Source organism: Myxococcales bacterium (assembly GCA_016717005.1).
Lineage (GTDB): Bacteria > Myxococcota_A > Polyangia > Haliangiales > Haliangiaceae > UBA2376.
In genome coordinates, this window is record JADJUF010000016.1 from 121,240 (window position 1) to 138,038 (window position 16,799).

The following is a 16,799-nucleotide window of genomic DNA, read 5'->3' on the forward strand; positions in this document are numbered from 1 at the left end:
ATCGCACGATCGCCCGGGCCCGTCCGTGCGAACCTCGTAACGCTGCGGAACTCCATGGGTGATGCGCCTTGACTCCGGGCGACCGGTCCATATACTCACGCGCCTCCCGAGGACCCTGTGCGCGCCCCTGCCATCGCCAACCCGTACCACGTCGCCATCCGCGAGCTGCCGCTCACCCGTCGGCTCGACGTGGCGCAGGCGTTCGTGGCCGCGGCGGTCGCGGGCATGCCGCTGCGCGAGGCGCTCGGCGACGATCACGGCTCGGTCGTCGACGGCGGTGAGGTCGAGGTCGAGCTCACGTTCGACGACAACACGGTGTTCGTCCGGGGCTCGGTCCGCGGCACGATCGCGATCGCCTGCAGCCGCTGCGTCACCCCGGTCGCGGTCACCTTCGACGAGCGCGTCCAGGTCACCTACGTCCCCGCCGCCGACCTGGCGCCGGCCGACGGCGCGGCGATCGACGACGACGACGACGAGGACGGCGTCGAGCTGGCCTCCGACGAGCTCGACGTCTACCCGTACGAGGGCGACATCGTCGACCTGACCCCGCTGGTGCGCGAGCAGTTCGTGCTCGCGGTGCCGTACGCGCCGCTGTGCCGCGAGGACTGCCAGGGCCTGTGCCCGCAGTGCGGCACCGACAAGAACCTGGCGCCCTGTTCCTGTATCCGCCCTGCCGATCCGCGGTTCGCCGCGCTGGCGGGGGTGAAGCTCCCGTCGTAGTCCCCCACGTCCCAAGCCCACGAGCCCGAGAGTAAGTCATGGCCCTTCAGAAGCGTCGCCGCGGTCCCGCCCGTACTGGTCATCAGCGTTCTGCCTGGATGAAGAAGTCCGGGGAGAACCGGCCTGCCGTCAACGCCTGCCCCAACTGCGAGGCGCCGCGCATCCCCCACCGGGTGTGCATGGCGTGCGGTTTCTACGACGGCCAGCAGGTCATCGCCGGCACGTCGACCGACGCCGGCGAGTGATCGGCGCGCCGGCCGCGTGAGCGCGGCCGGCGAATGCGGTACGTACGCCGGGTGACCGGCCCTGTGGTGATCGCGATCGATGCGATGGGCTCCGATCGCGCGCCCGGCCCCGACGTGGCCGGCGCGGTCGCGGCGGTGCGCGAGGCCCCGGTCGAGGTCGAGCTGTACGGGGATCGCCCCCGGCTCGAGGCCGAGCTCGCGCGGATCGGCGCGAGCGGCGAGCGGGCGGTGCGCGTGATCCACGCGCCGGAGGTGGTCGGCGGCGACGAGCACGCCGCCGCCGCGTTCCGCAGCAAGCGCGCCAGCTCGCTGCGGCTGGCGATCGATCGGGTCCACCGCGGCGGCGCGGCGGCGCTGGTCTCGGCCGGCAACAGCGGCGCGGTGCTCGCGCACGCGCTGTTCGTCCTCGGGCGCAGCCGCGGCGTCGAGCGGCCAGCGCTGGTGACCGTGTTCCCGACCACCGCGGGACCCCTGACCCTGTGCGACGTCGGCGCCAACGTCGAGCCGCGCCCGAGCATGCTGGCCCAGTTCGGCGTCCTCGGCGCCGCCTACGACCGCGTCGTCCACGGCCGCGCCCGCCCCCGGGTCGGCCTCTTGGCCAACGGCACCGAGCCCGGCAAGGGCACCGAGCTGACCCGGGCGGCGGCGCCGCTGCTGGCGGCCGCGGCGGCCCGCGGCGACTTCCAGTTCGTCGGCTACGTCGAGGGCTCGGGCCTGTGGGACGGCGCGGTCGACGTGGTCGCCACCGACGGCTTCACCGGCAACGTCGTGCTCAAGGCCTGCGAGGGCGTCGCGACCGCGCTGTTCGGCCTGGTCCGCCAGCGGCTCACCGAGACCCCGCGCGCCAAGCTGGGTGGGGCCCTGGTGGCGCCGGCGCTGCGCGATCTCGGCCGCCGCATCGACTTCGCCGAGACCGGCGGCGCGCTCCTGGCCGGGGTCGACGGCGTGGTCGTGATCGCCCACGGCCGCAGCGACACCACCGCGATGAAGAACGCCGTGCTGATGGCGGCGCGGTTCGCGCGGGCCGATCTCTCGACGCGGATCGCGGCGGTGGTCGAGCACACCGTCGAGCCCCGCGACCTCGCGTGATCGCGCGCGACGCGGGCGCCATGGCGCACAGCGTCAGTGTTGGCGCGTAGATCCGGTGGCACCGCGCGGCGCTTTTCGCGGGCTCGGTGGCTTTCTTCGGGGCCGGGCGTGTGCAAGAAAGCCCGCCATGAAGACCGCCCTCCTGTTCCCGGGCCAAGGCTCGCAGCGGGTCGGGATGGGCCGCGATCTGGCCCATCGCTTCGACCTGGCGCGCCGCACCTACGCCGAGGCCGACGCCGCGCTGGGCTTCGCGATCTCGGCCCTGTGCTTCGACGGCCCCGAGGACGACCTGACGCTGACCCAGAACGGCCAGCCCGCGATCTTGACCACGTCGATGGCGGTGCTGCGGGTGCTGGTGGCCGAGAAGGGCCTCACGTTCGACGCCGTCGCCGGCCACTCGCTCGGCGAGTGGACCGCGCTGGCCGCGGCCGGCGCGATCGGCTTCGCCGACGCGGTGCGCCTGGTCCACCTGCGCGGCCAGTTCATGCAGGACGCGGTGCCAGTCGGCGTCGGCGCGATGGCGGCGCTGATGGGCCTCGAGCTGCCCGTGGCCCGCGGCCTGTGCCTCGAGGCCTCGGCCCCCGGCGAGACCTGCGCGCCGGCCAACCTCAACGGCGCCGGGCAGATCGTGATCTCGGGCCACGCCGCCGCGATCGATCGCGCGATCGAGATGGCCAAGGCCAAGGGCGCCAAGCGCGCGGTCAAGCTCTCGGTCAGCGCCCCGTTCCACTGCGCGCTGATGCAGCCGGCGGCCGAGCGCCTCGCGGCGGCGCTGGCCGACGTCGAGATCAAGGCGCCGTCGGTGCCGGTCTACGCCAACGTGTCGGCGGCGCCGACCCAGGATCCCGCGACGATCCGGCGCCAGCTGATCGAGCAGGTCACCGGCGCGGTGCGCTGGGAGGAGTCGATCGCGGCCATGGCCGCCGACGGCGTCACCCGCGCGTTCGAGCTCGGCTCGGGCAGCGTGCTGCGGGGCCTGGTCAAGCGCATCGCCCCGGGCATCGACACGACCACCATCGGCGAGCCTCACGAGGTCGACGCCTTCACCGCGGCAGGAGCGTAGCGATGGCGATCATCGATCGGGCACTCGAGGGCAAGGTCGCGCTGGTCACCGGCGGCTCGCGCGGCATCGGCCGCGCGATCTGCGTGGCCCTGGGCCGGCGCGGCGCCAAGGTGATCGTCAACTACGCCGCCCGCAAGGACGCCGCCGACGAGACCGCGGCCCTGGTGATCGCCGCCGGCGGCACCGCCGCGGTCGCCGGGTTCGACGTCGCCGACGCCGCCGCGGTGACCGACGCCGTCAAGCAGATCGGCAAGGACCACGGCGGCCTCGACGTCCTCGTCAACAACGCCGGCGTCGCGATCAACGGCCTCTTGCTCCGCTACAAGGACGACCAGTGGCAGCGGACGATGCAGGTCAACCTGGCCGGCGCGTTCCACTGCGCCCGGGCCGCGGCGTCGCTGCTCCTGCGCGCCAAGGACGCCGGCCGGATCGTCAACATCACCTCGGTGGTGGGCGAGAACGGCAACGCCGGCCAGGCCGCGTACGCCGCGTCCAAGGCCGGCCTGATCGGGCTGACGACCTCGCTGGCCAAGGAGCTGGCCGGCCGCGGCGTCACCGTCAACGCGGTGTCGCCGGGCTTCATCGAGACCGACATGACCGCCGAGCACCTGCCCGAGGCCGCGCGCGCCAAGCTGCTCGAGCAGATCCCGCTGGCGCGGATCGGCGTCGCCGACGACGTCGCCCACGCGGTGGCGTTCCTGGCCGGACCAGAGGCGGGCTACATCACCGGGCAGGTCCTGCGTGTCAACGGTGGCCTGCTGGTGTAGTACCGCGGACGGCCCCGGTTGCCGTCGGCTGCGCTTTCGTACTAAGAGAACCCGTCGAAAGGATCCCCTGTGAGCGATAACGAGAAGAAGGTCAAGGAAATCATCTGCCAGCAGCTCGAGGTGTCGGAAGACAAGCTCAAGCCGGAGGCCTCGTTCATCGACGACCTCAAGGCCGACTCCCTCGCCGTGGTCGAGCTGGTGCTCGCGCTCGAGCAGGAGTTCGGCATCGAGATCCCCGAGGAGGACACCGAGAGCATCAAGACCGTCGGCGACGCGATCAACTACATCGCCTCGCACGCGAAGGCCTGAGCGGGGCCTGGTCCTGGTGAGGTCCTGGCGAGGTCGCTCGCCAGGATCGCGGCGGGCGGTGCGCGTGCGCGCGTGACCGCGCCGCTGGCACACCCACGATAACGCGCGAGCCCGCGCCTGGCGGCTGGTGTCTGGCACCACACGCCTCGGCGCCCGGGGGCGAGCCACTTCCTGGAGACTCCTCATGCGCCGCGTGGTCATCACTGGCATCGGTCTCATCACTCCGGTCGGCATCGGCCTGGAGCCGACGTGGGCGGCCCTGGTGGCCGGCACCAGCGGCGCGGGGCCGACCACCGGCTTCGACTGCGCCGGCTACGCCTCGACCTTCTCGTGTGAGGTCAAGGACTGGGCCGCGGCGGCGCCGACCTGGTTCGACAAGCGCGAGCTCAAGCACCTCGACCGGTTCCTGCAGTTCGGCGTCGCGGCCGCGATGATGGCCATGGACGACGCCGGCTACGCCGACCGCAAGGTGCCGGCCGGCGAGGAGGAGCGCTGGGGCTGCTTCATCGGCGCCGGCCTCGGCGGCGTCAAGACCATCGAGGCCACCCACGACAGCGGCCGCGCCAAGGGCCCGCGCTACGGGTTCTCGCCGTACTTCGTCACCGACATCATCATCAACATGGTGCCGGGCATGGTCACGATCCGGACCGGCGCCCAGGGCCCCAACTTCTCCCACGTCTCGGCGTGCTCGTCGGGCGCGCACTCGATCGGCGAGGCCATGCGGACGATCCGCCACGGCTACGCCGACGTCATGATCGCCGGCGGCTGCGAGGCCACGATCAGCATGCTCGGGGTCGGCGGCTTCAACGCGATGCGCGCGATGTCGACCCGCAACGCCGACCCGACCACGGCGTCGCGCCCGTTCGACAACGACCGCGACGGCTTCGTGATCGGCGAGGGCGCCGGCGTGGTCATCCTCGAGGAGTACGAGCACGCCCGGGCCCGCGGCGCCCGCATCTACGCCGAGCTCAAGGGCTACGCCGCCGGCTCCGACGCCCACCACGTCACCGCGCCGGCGCCCGAGGGCATCGGCGCGCAGCGCTGCATGCGCGCGGCGCTCGCCGACGCCGGCCTGGCGCCGACCGCGATCGGCTACGTCAACGCCCACGGCACCTCGACCGACGCCAACGACAAGAACGAGACCGCGGCCATCAAGGCGGTGTTCGGCGATCACGCCCGGGCCCTGGCGGTGTCGTCGACCAAGTCGATGACCGGCCACATGCTCGGCGCGGCCGGCTCGGTCGAGTGCGGCATCTCGGCGCTGGCGCTGACCCGCGGCGTGCTGCCGCCGACGATCAACTACACGACGCCGGATCCCGACTGCGACCTCGACTACGTGCCGAACGTGGCGCGCGCGCAGCGGGTCGAGGCCGTGCTGTCCAACTCGTTCGGGTTCGGCGGGACCAACGCCTGCCTGGTCCTGGCGGCGATCTGATGCGCTGGTTCGTCGGCTCCGATCACGCGGGCTACGCGCTCAAGCGCCACCTGGCCGACCTGCTGCGCCAGCTCGGCGACGAGGTCGCGGATCTCGGCACCGACAGCGAGCAGTCGGTCGACTACCCCGACTACGGCGCGGCGGTCGGGCGCGCGGTGGCGTCGGCCCGGACCCCGACCTACGGCCTGATCATCTGCGGCACCGGCGTCGGCATCAGCATCGCCGCGAACAAGGTGCCGGGCGTGCGCTGCGCGCTGTGCACCGAGGCGTTCACCGCGACCGCCGCCCGGGCCCACAACGACGCCAACGTGATCGCGCTCGGCGCGCGCGTCATCGGCGCCGGCGTGGCCGAGGCGTGCGTGCGGGCGTTCCGCGACACCGGGTTCGAGGGCGGCCGCCACAGCCGGCGCGTCGCCAAGCTGACCAACCTCGACGACTCGTCCCGCTGATGCGTTGCCCGTTCTGCGGCGCCGACGAGGACAAGGTCAACGACTCGCGCCAGTCCAAGGACGCGCGCGAGATCCGGCGCCGCCGCGAGTGCCTCAAGTGCGGGCGACGGTTCACGACCTACGAGCGCATCGAGGAGTCGATGCCGGTGGTGATCAAGCTCGACGGCCGGCGCGAGCCGTTCGATCGGCACAAGATCGAGCGCGGGATCGCGTTCGCGGTCATCAAGCGCACGGTCCCGGCCGAGCAGGTGCGGCGCATCGCGCTCGACATCGAGCGCGAGGTCAGCGAGCTGGGGCTCGACGAGATCCCGTCGCGGGCGATCGGCGAGCGCGTGCTGCCGCGGCTCAAGGCCCTCGATCAGATCGCGTACGTGCGGTTCGCGTCGATCTACCGCGACTTCCGTGACCTCGACGAGTTCGCGCGCGAGCTCGAGGCCATGCAGGGCGAGGACCCGCCCAGGTGAGCCCGGCGCGCGGCACCGCCGCCGACGCGCACTGGATCGCGCGGTGCCTCGAGCTGGCCGGCCGCGGCGGGCGGACCTCGCCTAACCCGCAGGTCGGGTGCGTGATCGTCTCGCCGCGGGGCCGGGTCCTGGCCGAGGGCTGGCACCGCGGCCCGGGCACGCCCCACGCCGAGGCCGACGCGCTGGCCAAGGTCGACGGCCGCGCCCGCGGCGCGACCCTGTACGTCAACCTCGAGCCGTGCCGCCATCAGGGGCGGACGCCGCCGTGCGCGCCGGCGGTGATCGCCGCCGAGGTCGCGCGGGTGGTGATCGGTACGCTCGATCCGATCCGCGGCCACGGCGGCGGCGCCCGGCGGATCGCGCGGGCCGGCATCGCGGTCACCACCGGGGTCCTGGCCGAGGCCTGCCGCGCGCACAACCGCGGGTTCCTTACCTGGGGCCAGCACGGGCGGCCGTGGTTCACGCTCAAGGCCGCGATGACCCTCGACGGTCGCACCGCCACCGCCGCCGCCGAGTCCCGCTGGATCGCCGGGCCCGCGGCCCGGGCCGACGTCCCCGCGCTGCGGGCCAGCCACGACGCGGTGCTCATCGGCGTCGGCACCGCCCGCGCCGACGATCCGCGCCTGACCGTGCGCGACGCGGTCGGGACCGATCCGATCCGGATCGTGCTCGACAGCGAGCTGCGCCTGCCGCCGACCGCCGCCATGCTGCCGGCGCCGGGCCGGACGATCGTCGTCGGCGGCGTCGGCGCCCCGGCGATCCGGCAGCGGCGCCTGCGCGCGGCCGGGGCCGAGGTCTGGACCCTCGCGCGCGATCGCGCGGGCCGGGTCGCGCTGCCCGCGCTCGCGGCGGCGCTGGCGGCCGCCGGCGTCACCTCGGTGCTGGTCGAGGGCGGCGGCGAGGTCTACGCCAGCTGCCTCGCCGCCGGGCTGGTCGACGAGCTGCAGCTGCACGTGGCGCCGATCGCCCTGGGCGGGCGCCGGGGCGGCCCGGCCTGGCTCGGCGGCGCCGAGGTGGCCACGCTCGCCGAGGCCCGACGGTTCGCGGTCGCCGCGGTCCGGGTCACCGCCGACGACGACGTGGTGCTGACCCTGCGCCCGGGCCCGGCCGCGGCCGCCGCCCGGCGGCGCCGAAAATAGTGAACCCGGGGCCTTTATCCGGACCCCGGGTTCGGTCTGCGCGGGGAGCCGCGCAGGTGCCGGTTTCGCTCGCCAACGGCAGTCGCGATCGCGTCAGATCTTCGTGCCCACGACATTCCGTTTGTCCACGCCCGCGGAGGCGTCACGTAGCGCCCGCGGCTGCCAGGCAGCGCGGGCCCGAGCGGGCGACCGGATTTGAACCGGCATCTTGGGCAGGTTGCGATCGTCGGGAGAGATGGCGAGCTCGGCCTCTTGAGGCTGGGAGAGAAGTTCAGCTTGCTGCCGACCCGACAGACCGACCGCGCTGAGCGGCCGTGCGTCTACCAGTTTCGCCACGGGGTCGGGAGCGCAGATCCAGCGCGGCGAGCCGAGCTGGCAGTGACCCCGGGAGGATTCGAACCTCCACGTCCGACTGGTCGGTCGATGAGCTTGAGGCTGAGCTTGAGGCTGTCTCCCTACTCAGGAGCTGTGGTCGCCGTGAGGGGTCACGGCGCGAACAGGAAGGCGAACACCTCCTTGGCGAGTTTCTGGTCTGGTGACTCGATCGAGTTAGCCTGCTCGCGGGCGTACTTGACCGCGTGGGACAGGCGCTCGATGCGCGCGAGCAGCTGCTTCTTGCGCGGCGCCGGGATGGCGCCCGAGTGCTTGACGGTGATCCACTGGCCCGCGATCACGTCCTCGGTGATGAGCTGGGTCTGGGCCGGGTGGTGCTCGGTGGCGTCGTAGAGCACGATCGGCCGCTGCAGCTTCTTGGTGCGCTGGGTCGCCGACGGCTCGGTGCGGAACAGGCCGGTCGACGGATCGACCGACCAGTCGCTGCCGGGATCGAGCTCGGCCATCTTGGCGATGAAGGTCGACAGGTCCGAGAGCTGCTTCTCGAGGAACAGGAGGTAGGTCGCGGGCACGTCGCGCAGGAGCACGCGCCCGTCGATGATGACGTCGGCCTTGGCCTGGCAGTTGGCCCAGTCCTTGGTCGCGGTGATGTCGAACAGCTCGGTCAGGATCGTCGCGACCCGCTCGAGCACGTCGGCGGCGTTGTGCTGGACCTTCTGCGCCTCGGGCGGGTAGGTCTCGCCGTCCTCGTCGCGCGGCTGGTAGGCCTTGTGGAACCCGTTCATCAGCCCGGGCTTCTGGGTGGCGTTGTGCAGTTCGGTGAACTCCGCGTACACGCGGGTCTTCAGGCCCTTCTCGATGGCCAGGATCTGGTTCAGCTTCGCCATGACACGTCCCTCACGTGCGCAGGAGTCATCGCGGCCGGCGGCGGAGCGAAGGTGCGGCCCGCGCGAACTCGACTGCGGCGGGACCATGCCAGACGGTGCGCGACCGGCGCAAGCGTGAAGTTGGGGCGGGGCGGCGCGGTGGCGCGGTCGACGATCTCGAGCGGTCGCGTTGCGGCCGCGCGGCGATCACGCCGGCGGCGCGTGACGATCGCGGCCGGGCGTCGTCGCGGCCGCCGCGGCGGGCACGTAGAGTGAAGGTCGTGCTGGACGACATCCTCGAGTACATCCAACGGCCCTTCCTGGTGCTGTCGGGGACCCCGGTCACGGCGCTGTCGCTCCTGACGGCCCTGGCGATCGTGGTGGCGGCGCGGATCGTCGGCGGGTTCGTGGCGCGGGGCGCGGGCCGGTTGTTGGCCGCGCGCGGCGCCGACCAGGGCGTCCAGTTCGCGGTCGCGAAGATCCTGCGCTACCTGGTGACGATCGTCGGGACGCTCGTGGCGGTGTCGACGATCGGCGTCAACATGAGCGCGGTGCTGGCCGCGTCGGCGGTGCTCCTGGTCGGCATCGGCTTCGGCCTGCAGAAGGTGGCCGAGAACTTCATCTCGGGGCTGATCCTCCTGATCGAGCGCCCGGTCCGCAAGGGTGACTTCGTGCTCGTCGCGGGCAAGCTCGGCACCGTCGAGGACATCGGCATGCGCGCCACGCGGATCCTGTCGCGCGACGGGATCATGATGATCGTCCCCAACGGCGAGCTGGTCTCGAGCATGGTCGTCAACCACTCGGTGCCGACCACGACCCAGCGCCTGACGATCGAGGTCGGGGTCGCCTACGGCAGCGATCTCGACCGGGCTCGGGCCGCGCTCCTGGCCGTGGCCGCGGCCGAGCCCCAGGTCATGCGGGAGCCGGCGCCGCTGGTCCGGCTCGATCGGTTCGGCGACTCGAGCCTCGACCTGGCGCTGGTGGTGTGGATCCCCGAGGCGCGCGAGGACATCGTGATCGCGTCGGGCCTGCGGTTCGCGATCGACGCGGCGTTCCGCGACGCCGGCGTCGCCATCCCGTGCCCGCAGCGCGACGTCTGGATCCGGACCGCGCCGCCGGCGGGCTGAGGCCGGGCGCCGCGCGCGGCGATGCCGCGGTCGCGCCCAGGTCCACGCGACGGCTCGCGTCGGGCGGGCGCCGGGTCAGCGGCCGCGCTTGAGCGCGCGCTTGAGCTGGGCCAGGAAGTCGCGCGAGATCGGCCGCGCGAACACGAACGCCGCCGGCGGGTAGGTCAGCGCGCCGACGACGATCTCGATCGGGGTCAGGAACAGCGGCCGCGTGACCCCGACGGCGATCAGCCCGGCGCGCGCGCCCAGCACCGCCGCCGCCATCGCCGCGCACGCCAGGAGCGGGCGCACGAACGCGGCGACCATCGGCCCGGCCGGGATGCCGTCGAGCTTGATGACCACGCCGATCGTGATGAGCGACTGCGCGCCGAACGCGATGCCGACCGAGCCGGCGGTCCAGACCGGGCCCAGCGGCGCGAAGGCGAAGATGCAGCCGAACAGCAGCACGACCTTGATCGCCTCGAGGATCATCATCGTGCGGTTGCGGCCGAAGCTCGCCAGGTACGCGCCGACGCCCCAGGCCATCGGCCGCACCACCGACAGCACCGACAGCACGGTCAAGAGCGGCGCCACGCCCTGCCACTCGTCGGACAGGAGCAGCGCGATCAGCGAGTCGGACACCGCGCCGAGCCCGACCGCCAGCGGGAACACCGCCAGCGCCATCAGCCCGGTCGAGCGCACGACCGCGGCCTTGCGCTGCTCGGGGGTGAGCGACGACATCGCCGGGAGCAGCACGCCGCTCATCTGCTCGCCGACCTGCACCGCGGGGATGTCGGCCAGGTTGTAGGCCATGTTGTAGGTGCCGGCGACGCCGGTGCCGAAGAAGTGCGCGAACGCGAGGTTGTCCCAGTAGCGCGACGCGAAGTTGAAGACCTGGCCGGCGCCGACCGGGATCCCGAAGGTCATGATCTCCTTGAACCGGGACCACTGCCACGGCGACCGCTCGAGCCAGCTCCAGCCGGTGGTCCGGACGATCAGCGCGGCGGTCACCGTCGACTGGACGATGTTGCCGATGACGATCGCGTAGCCGCCCAGGTCGGTGGCGCCGGCCAGGGTCAGCGCGGTCATGGTGAACAGCAGCTCGCCGGCGCCGTTGGCGATCGCCAGCTCGCGGAACCGCATCTCGCGCGCGAGGATCTTGTCGGGCACCGCCGCGCACCGACGGATGAACACCGACAGCACCAGGCCGGGCAGGTAGCTCGACAGCTCGGGGGCGTTGAACACCGGCTCGAACAGCGGCCCCAGCGCGAGCGCGATCGACAGGCCCACGACCGCGAACGCCCAGTTGGTGACGGCCGCGTGGTAGGTCGAGGCGGGGCTGTCGGGGCCGCGCACGATCATGTAGTGGTTGAAGCCCCAGTTCGACATCCAGTTCGCGGACTGGGCCAGGACCATCGCGGCCGAGACCTCGCCGACCACGTCGGGGGCCAGGAGCCGGGTCATGTAGAGCGTGCCGATCAGCCCGACGATGCGCGCGCCGACGCTGGACGCGACGCTCCACAGGGCTCCGCTCGCGGCGCGCGTTCCGACCGACATCAGCGCGCCCATCGTCGCACGGGCGCGCGCGTCACGCGTGCGGCCGCCGCACGAACTTCACGCGCGTCAGCGCGCGCGCCAGCGGCTCGCGCCGGGCGCCGCGCGGCCGCTCGACCAGGCCCCGCCGGGCGGCGGCGACCACGGCGCGATCGCGAGCAGCGCCCGGTGCACCGCGTCGACGACGCGGTCCATCTCGAGGCCGATCGTGATGCGGACGTAGCCGTGGAAGCGCGCGCCGATGTCGCGCACGTAGATGTGCTCGGCCTCGAGCCGCTTGCACAGCTCGCCGGTGCGGCCGTCGGGCACGCGCACGCACACGAAGTTGCCGGCGCCGCCGGTGCGGACGTCGATGCCGAGCCCCTCGAGGTCGCGCACGAACGCGTCGCGCGCCGCGTGGGTGGCCTCGACGTACGGCCGGTAGTAGGCGTCGAACTCGCGCAGGGCCGCGGTGGCCGCGACCTGGGCGAGCTGGTTGACGCTCTTGGGGTTGTAGAACGGACGCAGCTCGTCGAGCGTGGCCGGGTGCGCGATGACGTAGCCGCACCGGACCGACGCGAGGCAGAACGCCTTCGAGAACGTCCGGGTCACGACCACGTTGCGCATCGCCATCGCCAGCGGCGCGCACGTCATCGGGCGACCGGTGCGCGGGTCGATCGAGCCGAACTCGTGGTAGGCCTCGTCGACGACGAACGTGATGTCGGGGAAGCGCACCGCCAGCGCGCCGACCTCGTCGGCCGACCACTGGATGCCGGTCGGGTTGTTCGGCGACACCAGGTAGACCAGCGTGGGCTGGTGGTAGGCGATGCCGGCGGCCAGGACCTCGGGGTCGGCGACGAACGGATCGTCGAGGTCGAAGCGGATCAGGTCGGCGCCGGTGCCGACGACGTTGACGCAGAAGTGCTCGTAGGTCGGCGTCGGCGCCAGCGCGGTCTTGCCGGCGCCGAGCAGGCCGTGGCACAGCAGGATCAGCGCGTCGTCCGAGCCGTTGGTGATGAGCAGGTTGTCGGTGCCGACGCCGCAGTAGCTGGCCAGCTCCTGCTGCAGGGCCTCGCCGCCCGAGAGCTGCGGGTACCACTTCAAGAACGCGCCGTCGGCGGCGGTGATGTGGGCGACCATCGCGGCGCCGACGCTGGGCGGCGGCGCGATCGTGCCCTCGTTCCAGTCGAGCTTGTGCACCGCGGCCGGCGGCTGCTGGCTGCGCAGGATCTTGTCGAGCGAGGTCGTCGGGGCGTAGCGGGGCAGCCGCGGGGCGGCGTCCCGAGCCGCGTGGGCCTCACGGATGGCGGCCAGATCGACCACGTCGTTGTCGGTCGAGTCGGGGACCACGGCGACGTGGGCGCGGGACGAAGCCATTTGCCTCGGCCCATGCAATCCAAGGACCGTCGCAGGTTGGCAGCGTTAGGGTCCCGCCTGTTGGCTTTTCACCACTTCTTGACGGGTGTCTGACACCCCGGTGACGCCGATGGGGCAGCCAGGTGCCGGCGTGCCATGCCGGAGCCGGAGCCAGAGCCGGACCCGGAGCCGGAGCCGGAGCCGGAGCCAGAGCCGGAGCCGGAGTCGGAGCCGGAGTCGGAGCCGGAGCCGGAGCCGGAGCCGGAGCCGGAGTCGGAGCCGGAGTCGGAGCCGGAGTCGGAGTCGGGCCGGAGCCGGAGCCGGAGCCCGAGCCGGAGGCCGGAGCCGGAGCCGGAGTCGGAGCCGGGCCGGAGCCGGAGCCGGAGTCGGAGCCGGAGCCGGAGCCGGAGTCGGAAGCCGGATCCGGAGCCGGAGTCGGAGCCGGAGCCGGAGCCGGAGCCGGAGTCGGAGCCGGAGCCGGAGCCGGAGTCGGAGCCGGAGTCGGAGCCGGAGCCGGAGCCGGAGCCGGAGCCGGAGCCGGAGCCGGAGCCGGAGCCGGAGCCGGAGCCGGGGTCAGAGTCGGCGGCCCGAATCCCGATCCCGATCCCGATCCCGATCCCGATCCCGATCCCGATCCCGATCCCGATCCCCGATCCCCCCGCGCCTACCCCTCGAGCTCGCGGATCTTCCGATCGACCCGCACGATCTCGAGGGTCCGCACGACCAGCATGATCAGCATCTGCAGCACCTGGGTCCCCGCCAGCACCCACACCGCGAGCGGCAGCTGATCGATCACCAGCGCCAGCCCCAGCCAGAACCACAGGTCGACCTCCTCGAACCGCCACACGCGGCTGACCATGGTCAGGCCCCAGCGCAGCCACTCGCCGCGGCTGCGCACCGGCGGCGGCGCGACCACGATCGGGCGCGTGCGCGCGGCCACCGCCGCGGCCGGATCGACCCGCGCCTCGAGCCAGCGCACGCGCTCGGCCTCGGCCTGGGCCAGCCACTTCATGTAGCCGCACACGTTGAGGCCGGTGACCGACGCCAGCGCCAGCGCCAGGTACAGGGGCTCGCCCTCGGCCCGCGCCGCCTGCCACCCGGCCGCGCCCATGATCGCGGCCCAGGTGATCATGTCGCTGACCTTGTCGTAGAACGAGCCGAGCTTGGTGAACGTGCGGCGGTAGCGCGCCAGCATCCCGTCCATGTGATCGAAGATCACGCCGACCTGCAGCAGGATCGCGGCCAGCACCCAGTGGCGCGGCGTCAGGATCAGCGCCGCCGCCGCGAGCTTGGCGAGGTTGCCGGCGGTGGTGGCGCGGTTGGGCGTGATCCAGCGGGCGTCGGCGATCGGGTACGTGAGCGCGATCGTGAGCGGGCGGATCACCAGGCTCGCGTACCACTCGCTCGACTGGAAGTTGCGCAGGCGCTGGAGGCGGTCGCGATCCATCAGCCGCCCTCGGTCGCGCGCGCGGCGCGCACGCTCGTCCGGTCGCGCATGGGCCGCGCATACCACAATCCCAGGCGATCAGGCAGGTGCGGCGGCGCGTGGCTCGACCCATCCGTGTACGCTGCATGCGCACGATGCCCGGGGCGACCGAGATCAAGACCGACGTCAACCGCGGCCTGGCGTGGATCGGCATGGCCAGCTCGCTGGTCGGCGTCCTCGACTTCCTGGCGATCCTGATCCTGCTGCGATACTGGATCACGCCCGACGAGTACGGCGTCGCGACGCTCGCGATCGCGGTGTTCCCGATCCTCGATCAGGTGACCGACCTGGGCCTGTCGGCGGCGGTGATCCAGCGCGACCGCAAGGACGACGACATCATCTCGTCGGTCTTCTGGATCAACCTGACGACCGCCGCGACGCTGTTCGTGCTGCTGTGGCTGCTGGCGCCGCCGATCGCGACCGGCTTGTTCGACGACGCGGTCATCGGATCGATGATGATCGCCTACGGCACCAAGCTCTTGTGGCAGAACGTCTACTTCATCCCGGTCGCGCTGATGAAGCGCGAGCTGCGGTTCAAGGAGCTGTCGGTCATCCGGGTGATCGCCAACCTGACCGAGTTCGCCGGCAAGATCGGGTTCGCGGCGGCCGGGTTCGGCATCTGGGCGTTCGTGCTCGGGCCGATGGGCCGGGTGCTGGTCACCGGCATCGGCGCGCAGATCTGTCACCCGTGGCGGCCCAGGTTCGTGCTCAAGCTGCGCGCGACCTGGGACCACGCCGCGTTCGGCATGAAGGCGTCGGCGTCGCAGATCTTGTTCTCGATGTACTCCAACGCGGACTACCTCATCGTCGGGGTCTATTTCAGCAAGACCGCGGTCGGCATCTACCGCCTGGCGTACGAGGTCGTGCTCGAGCCGGTGCGGATGATCTCGAACGTCGTCGTCGACATCGCCTTCCCGGCCTTCGCGAAGCTGCGCCACGACCGCCCCAAGCTGATCGCCCAGTTCGTGTCGTTCACGCGCATGAACCTGGTGACCGTGATGCTGTACTCGGCGGTGGTGTTCGTCGCGGCCGAGGAGGTCGTGACGCTGTTCTTCCCCAAGTACGGCCTGGCGCCGGTCGACGCGGTCCGGATCCTGCTGCCGGTCGCGATCCTGCGGTCGCTGTCGTACGTGCTGCCGCCGCTGCTCGACGGCGTCGGGCACCCGAGCCGGACGCTGATCTACATGATCGTCGCCTCGGTGGTGCTGCCGCTGTTCTTCGTGCTGTCGGCGAAGTACCTCGGGCCGACCATGGGGTTCGAGTCGGTGGCCCTGGCCTGGGCCGTCGGCTATCCGATCGCGTTCATCGTGCTGCTCCTGCTGGTCACCTACACGATCGACCTGAAGGTCGGCACGTTCGTGCGCCAGGTGATCGGCGTGCCCTTGTGCATCGTCGCGGCGACGGTGGCCGGGGAGGGCACCAAGTGGGCGCTCGCGGGCGCGCCGCTGGCGGTGCGGATGGTCGGCGTCACGGTGGTGATCGTCGGCGTCGCCGGCGTGCTCCTGGCCTACACCCAGGGCCTGTCGCCGCGGCGCGCGCGCGCGGCGATGCGCGGCGAGCCGCCGCCGGTCGACCTGCCGCCCGATCCGGCGCCGCTCGAGGCGCCGGCCGCGCCACCGCCAGCCGCGCCACCGCCATCGGCGTAGCCGGCCGCGGCCGCGCTCACGCCCCCGCGGCGGCGAGCATCGCGTCGGCCCGGGCCAGATCCTCGACGTTGTCGATCTCGGTGACCGAGCAGTCGTGGACGTCGACGATCCCGAACCGCACGGCGCCGCGCGCGATCAGCTGAAAGTAGGCGTACTCGTAGTACTCGCCGGTCTTGCCGGCGTCGCGCATCACGTGGAGCTCGCGGAACACCTGCGCCGCCACCGCCGCCGACAGCCGCGAGATGCCGATGTACTCGCCCGCCGAGGTCGCGGGATCGAGCTGCTTCGACAGGCCGGTGACCGCGCCGGCGTCGTCGACCTGGGCCTTCATGGTCTCGTCGTCGAGCTCGTCGCGGCAGTCGACCGCGAGCAGCGCGTCGCCGGTCGCGGCCAGCATCCGCGGCAGCAGCTGCGGGTCGAGGATCACGTCGCCGTCGAACTGCAGCACGTCGTGGTCGCGCACCGCCGGCTCGGCCACCGCCAGGGACCAGAAGTTGTTCCAGGGCTCGTACATGTCGTTCATGATCACCGTGCACGCGCCGAAGCCGTTGGCGGCCAGCTCGGCCCGGAGCGTGTCGACCCGGTAGCCGCCGACGATGACCACGTCGCTCGGGCCGATGCCGGCGGCGGCGAGGTGGTCGAGCTGGCGGAACAGGATCGGCCGGCCGGCGACCGGCACCAGCACCTTGGGACGATCGTTGGTGAGCGGCGCCAGGCGCGAGCCCATGCCGGCGGCGAGGATGATGGCCTTCACGGCGCGGGACGATACGGCACGGCGGTGGGCGTGGCGAGC

Annotated in this window: 17 protein-coding genes; 12 read left to right on the forward strand and 5 right to left on the reverse strand. The window is 72.5% G+C overall.

Translation table 11 applies throughout. The annotated features are described in order from the left end of the window. Positions 1 to 117: 117 nt before the first annotated feature. The 10 genes from IPL61_16385 to ribD all read left to right on the forward strand — a co-directional run bounded on the left by IPL61_16385 (position 118) and on the right by ribD (position 7,680). Positions 118 to 720, forward strand: coding sequence for a DUF177 domain-containing protein (locus IPL61_16385; GenBank protein ID MBK9032822.1), 603 nt, complete (start codon positions 118 to 120; stop codon positions 718 to 720). A 38-nt stretch (positions 721 to 758) separates the two neighbouring features. Then, on the forward strand, positions 759 to 965 hold the full coding sequence (rpmF, locus tag IPL61_16390; GenBank protein ID MBK9032823.1) for a 50S ribosomal protein L32: 207 nt from the start codon (positions 759 to 761) through the stop codon (positions 963 to 965). A gap of 51 nt (positions 966 to 1,016) precedes the next feature. Further along, positions 1,017 to 2,054 (forward strand): phosphate acyltransferase PlsX, encoded by a 1,038-nt coding sequence (plsX, locus tag IPL61_16395; protein ID MBK9032824.1) that lies wholly within the window; start codon positions 1,017 to 1,019, stop codon positions 2,052 to 2,054. A gap of 127 nt (positions 2,055 to 2,181) precedes the next feature. Beyond that, complete coding sequence (fabD, locus tag IPL61_16400; GenBank protein ID MBK9032825.1) at positions 2,182 to 3,117, forward strand: ACP S-malonyltransferase; 936 nt, start codon at positions 2,182 to 2,184, stop codon at positions 3,115 to 3,117. Positions 3,118 to 3,119: 2 nt separating this feature from the next. Further along, a complete protein-coding gene (locus tag IPL61_16405) occupies positions 3,120 to 3,884 on the forward strand; it encodes a 3-oxoacyl-ACP reductase FabG (protein ID MBK9032826.1) in 765 nt (254 codons plus the stop codon). 69 nt (positions 3,885 to 3,953) lie between these two features. Continuing rightward, complete coding sequence (locus tag IPL61_16410; protein ID MBK9032827.1) at positions 3,954 to 4,193, forward strand: acyl carrier protein; 240 nt, start codon at positions 3,954 to 3,956, stop codon at positions 4,191 to 4,193. A 184-nt stretch (positions 4,194 to 4,377) separates the two neighbouring features. Further along, the gene (gene fabF, locus IPL61_16415; protein ID MBK9032828.1) at positions 4,378 to 5,628 is read left to right on the forward strand and encodes a beta-ketoacyl-ACP synthase II; all 1,251 of its coding nucleotides are present in this window, start codon (positions 4,378 to 4,380) and stop codon (positions 5,626 to 5,628) included. Continuing rightward, complete coding sequence (gene rpiB / locus IPL61_16420; protein MBK9032829.1) at positions 5,628 to 6,077, forward strand: ribose 5-phosphate isomerase B; 450 nt, start codon at positions 5,628 to 5,630, stop codon at positions 6,075 to 6,077. The genes fabF and rpiB overlap by 1 nt, the downstream gene beginning before the upstream one ends. After that, positions 6,077 to 6,541, forward strand: coding sequence for a transcriptional repressor NrdR (gene nrdR / locus IPL61_16425; protein ID MBK9032830.1), 465 nt, complete (start codon positions 6,077 to 6,079; stop codon positions 6,539 to 6,541). Before rpiB ends, nrdR begins: the two co-directional genes overlap by 1 nt. Continuing rightward, positions 6,538 to 7,680, forward strand: coding sequence for a bifunctional diaminohydroxyphosphoribosylaminopyrimidine deaminase/5-amino-6-(5-phosphoribosylamino)uracil reductase RibD (ribD, locus tag IPL61_16430; GenBank protein ID MBK9032831.1), 1,143 nt, complete (start codon positions 6,538 to 6,540; stop codon positions 7,678 to 7,680). The genes nrdR and ribD overlap by 4 nt, the downstream gene beginning before the upstream one ends. A gap of 485 nt (positions 7,681 to 8,165) precedes the next feature. Here ribD and IPL61_16435 read toward each other — a convergent pair whose 3' ends face one another. Continuing rightward, positions 8,166 to 8,900, reverse strand: coding sequence for a hypothetical protein (locus IPL61_16435; protein MBK9032832.1), 735 nt, complete (start codon positions 8,898 to 8,900; stop codon positions 8,166 to 8,168). A 260-nt stretch (positions 8,901 to 9,160) separates the two neighbouring features. On the opposite strand from IPL61_16435, the gene IPL61_16440 reads away from it, so the two are divergent. Next, positions 9,161 to 10,006: a mechanosensitive ion channel gene (locus tag IPL61_16440; protein ID MBK9032833.1), complete on the forward strand. Its 846-nt coding sequence runs from the start codon at positions 9,161 to 9,163 to the stop codon at positions 10,004 to 10,006. Positions 10,007 to 10,081: 75 nt separating this feature from the next. Here the strand turns inward: IPL61_16440 and IPL61_16445 are convergent, their stop codons facing one another. The 3 genes from IPL61_16445 to IPL61_16455 all read right to left on the reverse strand — a co-directional run bounded on the left by IPL61_16445 (position 10,082) and on the right by IPL61_16455 (position 14,321). Beyond that, positions 10,082 to 11,542, reverse strand: a complete 1,461-nt coding sequence (locus IPL61_16445) for an oligosaccharide flippase family protein (GenBank protein MBK9032834.1) — start codon at positions 11,540 to 11,542, stop codon at positions 10,082 to 10,084. Between the two features lie 66 nt (positions 11,543 to 11,608). Beyond that, positions 11,609 to 12,895, reverse strand: a complete 1,287-nt coding sequence (locus IPL61_16450; protein ID MBK9032835.1) for a histidinol-phosphate aminotransferase family protein — start codon at positions 12,893 to 12,895, stop codon at positions 11,609 to 11,611. Between the two features lie 643 nt (positions 12,896 to 13,538). Continuing rightward, complete coding sequence (locus tag IPL61_16455) at positions 13,539 to 14,321, reverse strand: CDP-alcohol phosphatidyltransferase family protein (protein ID MBK9032836.1); 783 nt, start codon at positions 14,319 to 14,321, stop codon at positions 13,539 to 13,541. Positions 14,322 to 14,455: 134 nt separating this feature from the next. On the opposite strand from IPL61_16455, the gene IPL61_16460 reads away from it, so the two are divergent. Further along, positions 14,456 to 16,006 carry an oligosaccharide flippase family protein gene (locus IPL61_16460; GenBank protein ID MBK9032837.1) on the forward strand — a complete coding sequence of 517 codons (1,551 nt, stop codon included), beginning with the start codon at positions 14,456 to 14,458 and terminating at the stop codon, positions 16,004 to 16,006. Positions 16,007 to 16,022: 16 nt separating this feature from the next. Here the strand turns inward: IPL61_16460 and IPL61_16465 are convergent, their stop codons facing one another. Continuing rightward, positions 16,023 to 16,760 carry a phosphocholine cytidylyltransferase family protein gene (locus IPL61_16465; protein MBK9032838.1) on the reverse strand — a complete coding sequence of 246 codons (738 nt, stop codon included), beginning with the start codon at positions 16,758 to 16,760 and terminating at the stop codon, positions 16,023 to 16,025. Between the last annotated feature and the right edge of the window lie 39 nt (positions 16,761 to 16,799).

Excerpts from the sequence above, each read along its gene's own strand:
- rpmF (MBK9032823.1), top strand. The coding sequence starts at position 759 with ATGGCCCTTCAGAAGCGTCGCCGCGGTCCCGCCCGTACTGGTCATCAG.
- fabD (MBK9032825.1), top strand. The coding sequence starts at position 2,182 with ATGAAGACCGCCCTCCTGTTCCCGGGCCAAGGCTCGCAGCGGGTCGGG.
- IPL61_16405 (MBK9032826.1), top strand. The coding sequence starts at position 3,120 with ATGGCGATCATCGATCGGGCACTCGAGGGCAAGGTCGCGCTGGTCACC.
- fabF (MBK9032828.1), top strand. The coding sequence starts at position 4,378 with ATGCGCCGCGTGGTCATCACTGGCATCGGTCTCATCACTCCGGTCGGC.
- rpiB (MBK9032829.1), top strand. The coding sequence starts at position 5,628 with ATGCGCTGGTTCGTCGGCTCCGATCACGCGGGCTACGCGCTCAAGCGC.
- nrdR (MBK9032830.1), top strand. The coding sequence starts at position 6,077 with ATGCGTTGCCCGTTCTGCGGCGCCGACGAGGACAAGGTCAACGACTCG.
- IPL61_16435 (MBK9032832.1), bottom strand. The coding sequence starts at position 8,900 with ATGGCGAAGCTGAACCAGATCCTGGCCATCGAGAAGGGCCTGAAGACC.
- IPL61_16445 (MBK9032834.1), bottom strand. The coding sequence starts at position 11,542 with ATGTCGGTCGGAACGCGCGCCGCGAGCGGAGCCCTGTGGAGCGTCGCG.
- IPL61_16450 (MBK9032835.1), bottom strand. The coding sequence starts at position 12,895 with ATGGCTTCGTCCCGCGCCCACGTCGCCGTGGTCCCCGACTCGACCGAC.
- IPL61_16455 (MBK9032836.1), bottom strand. The coding sequence starts at position 14,321 with ATGGATCGCGACCGCCTCCAGCGCCTGCGCAACTTCCAGTCGAGCGAG.
- IPL61_16460 (MBK9032837.1), top strand. The coding sequence starts at position 14,456 with ATGCCCGGGGCGACCGAGATCAAGACCGACGTCAACCGCGGCCTGGCG.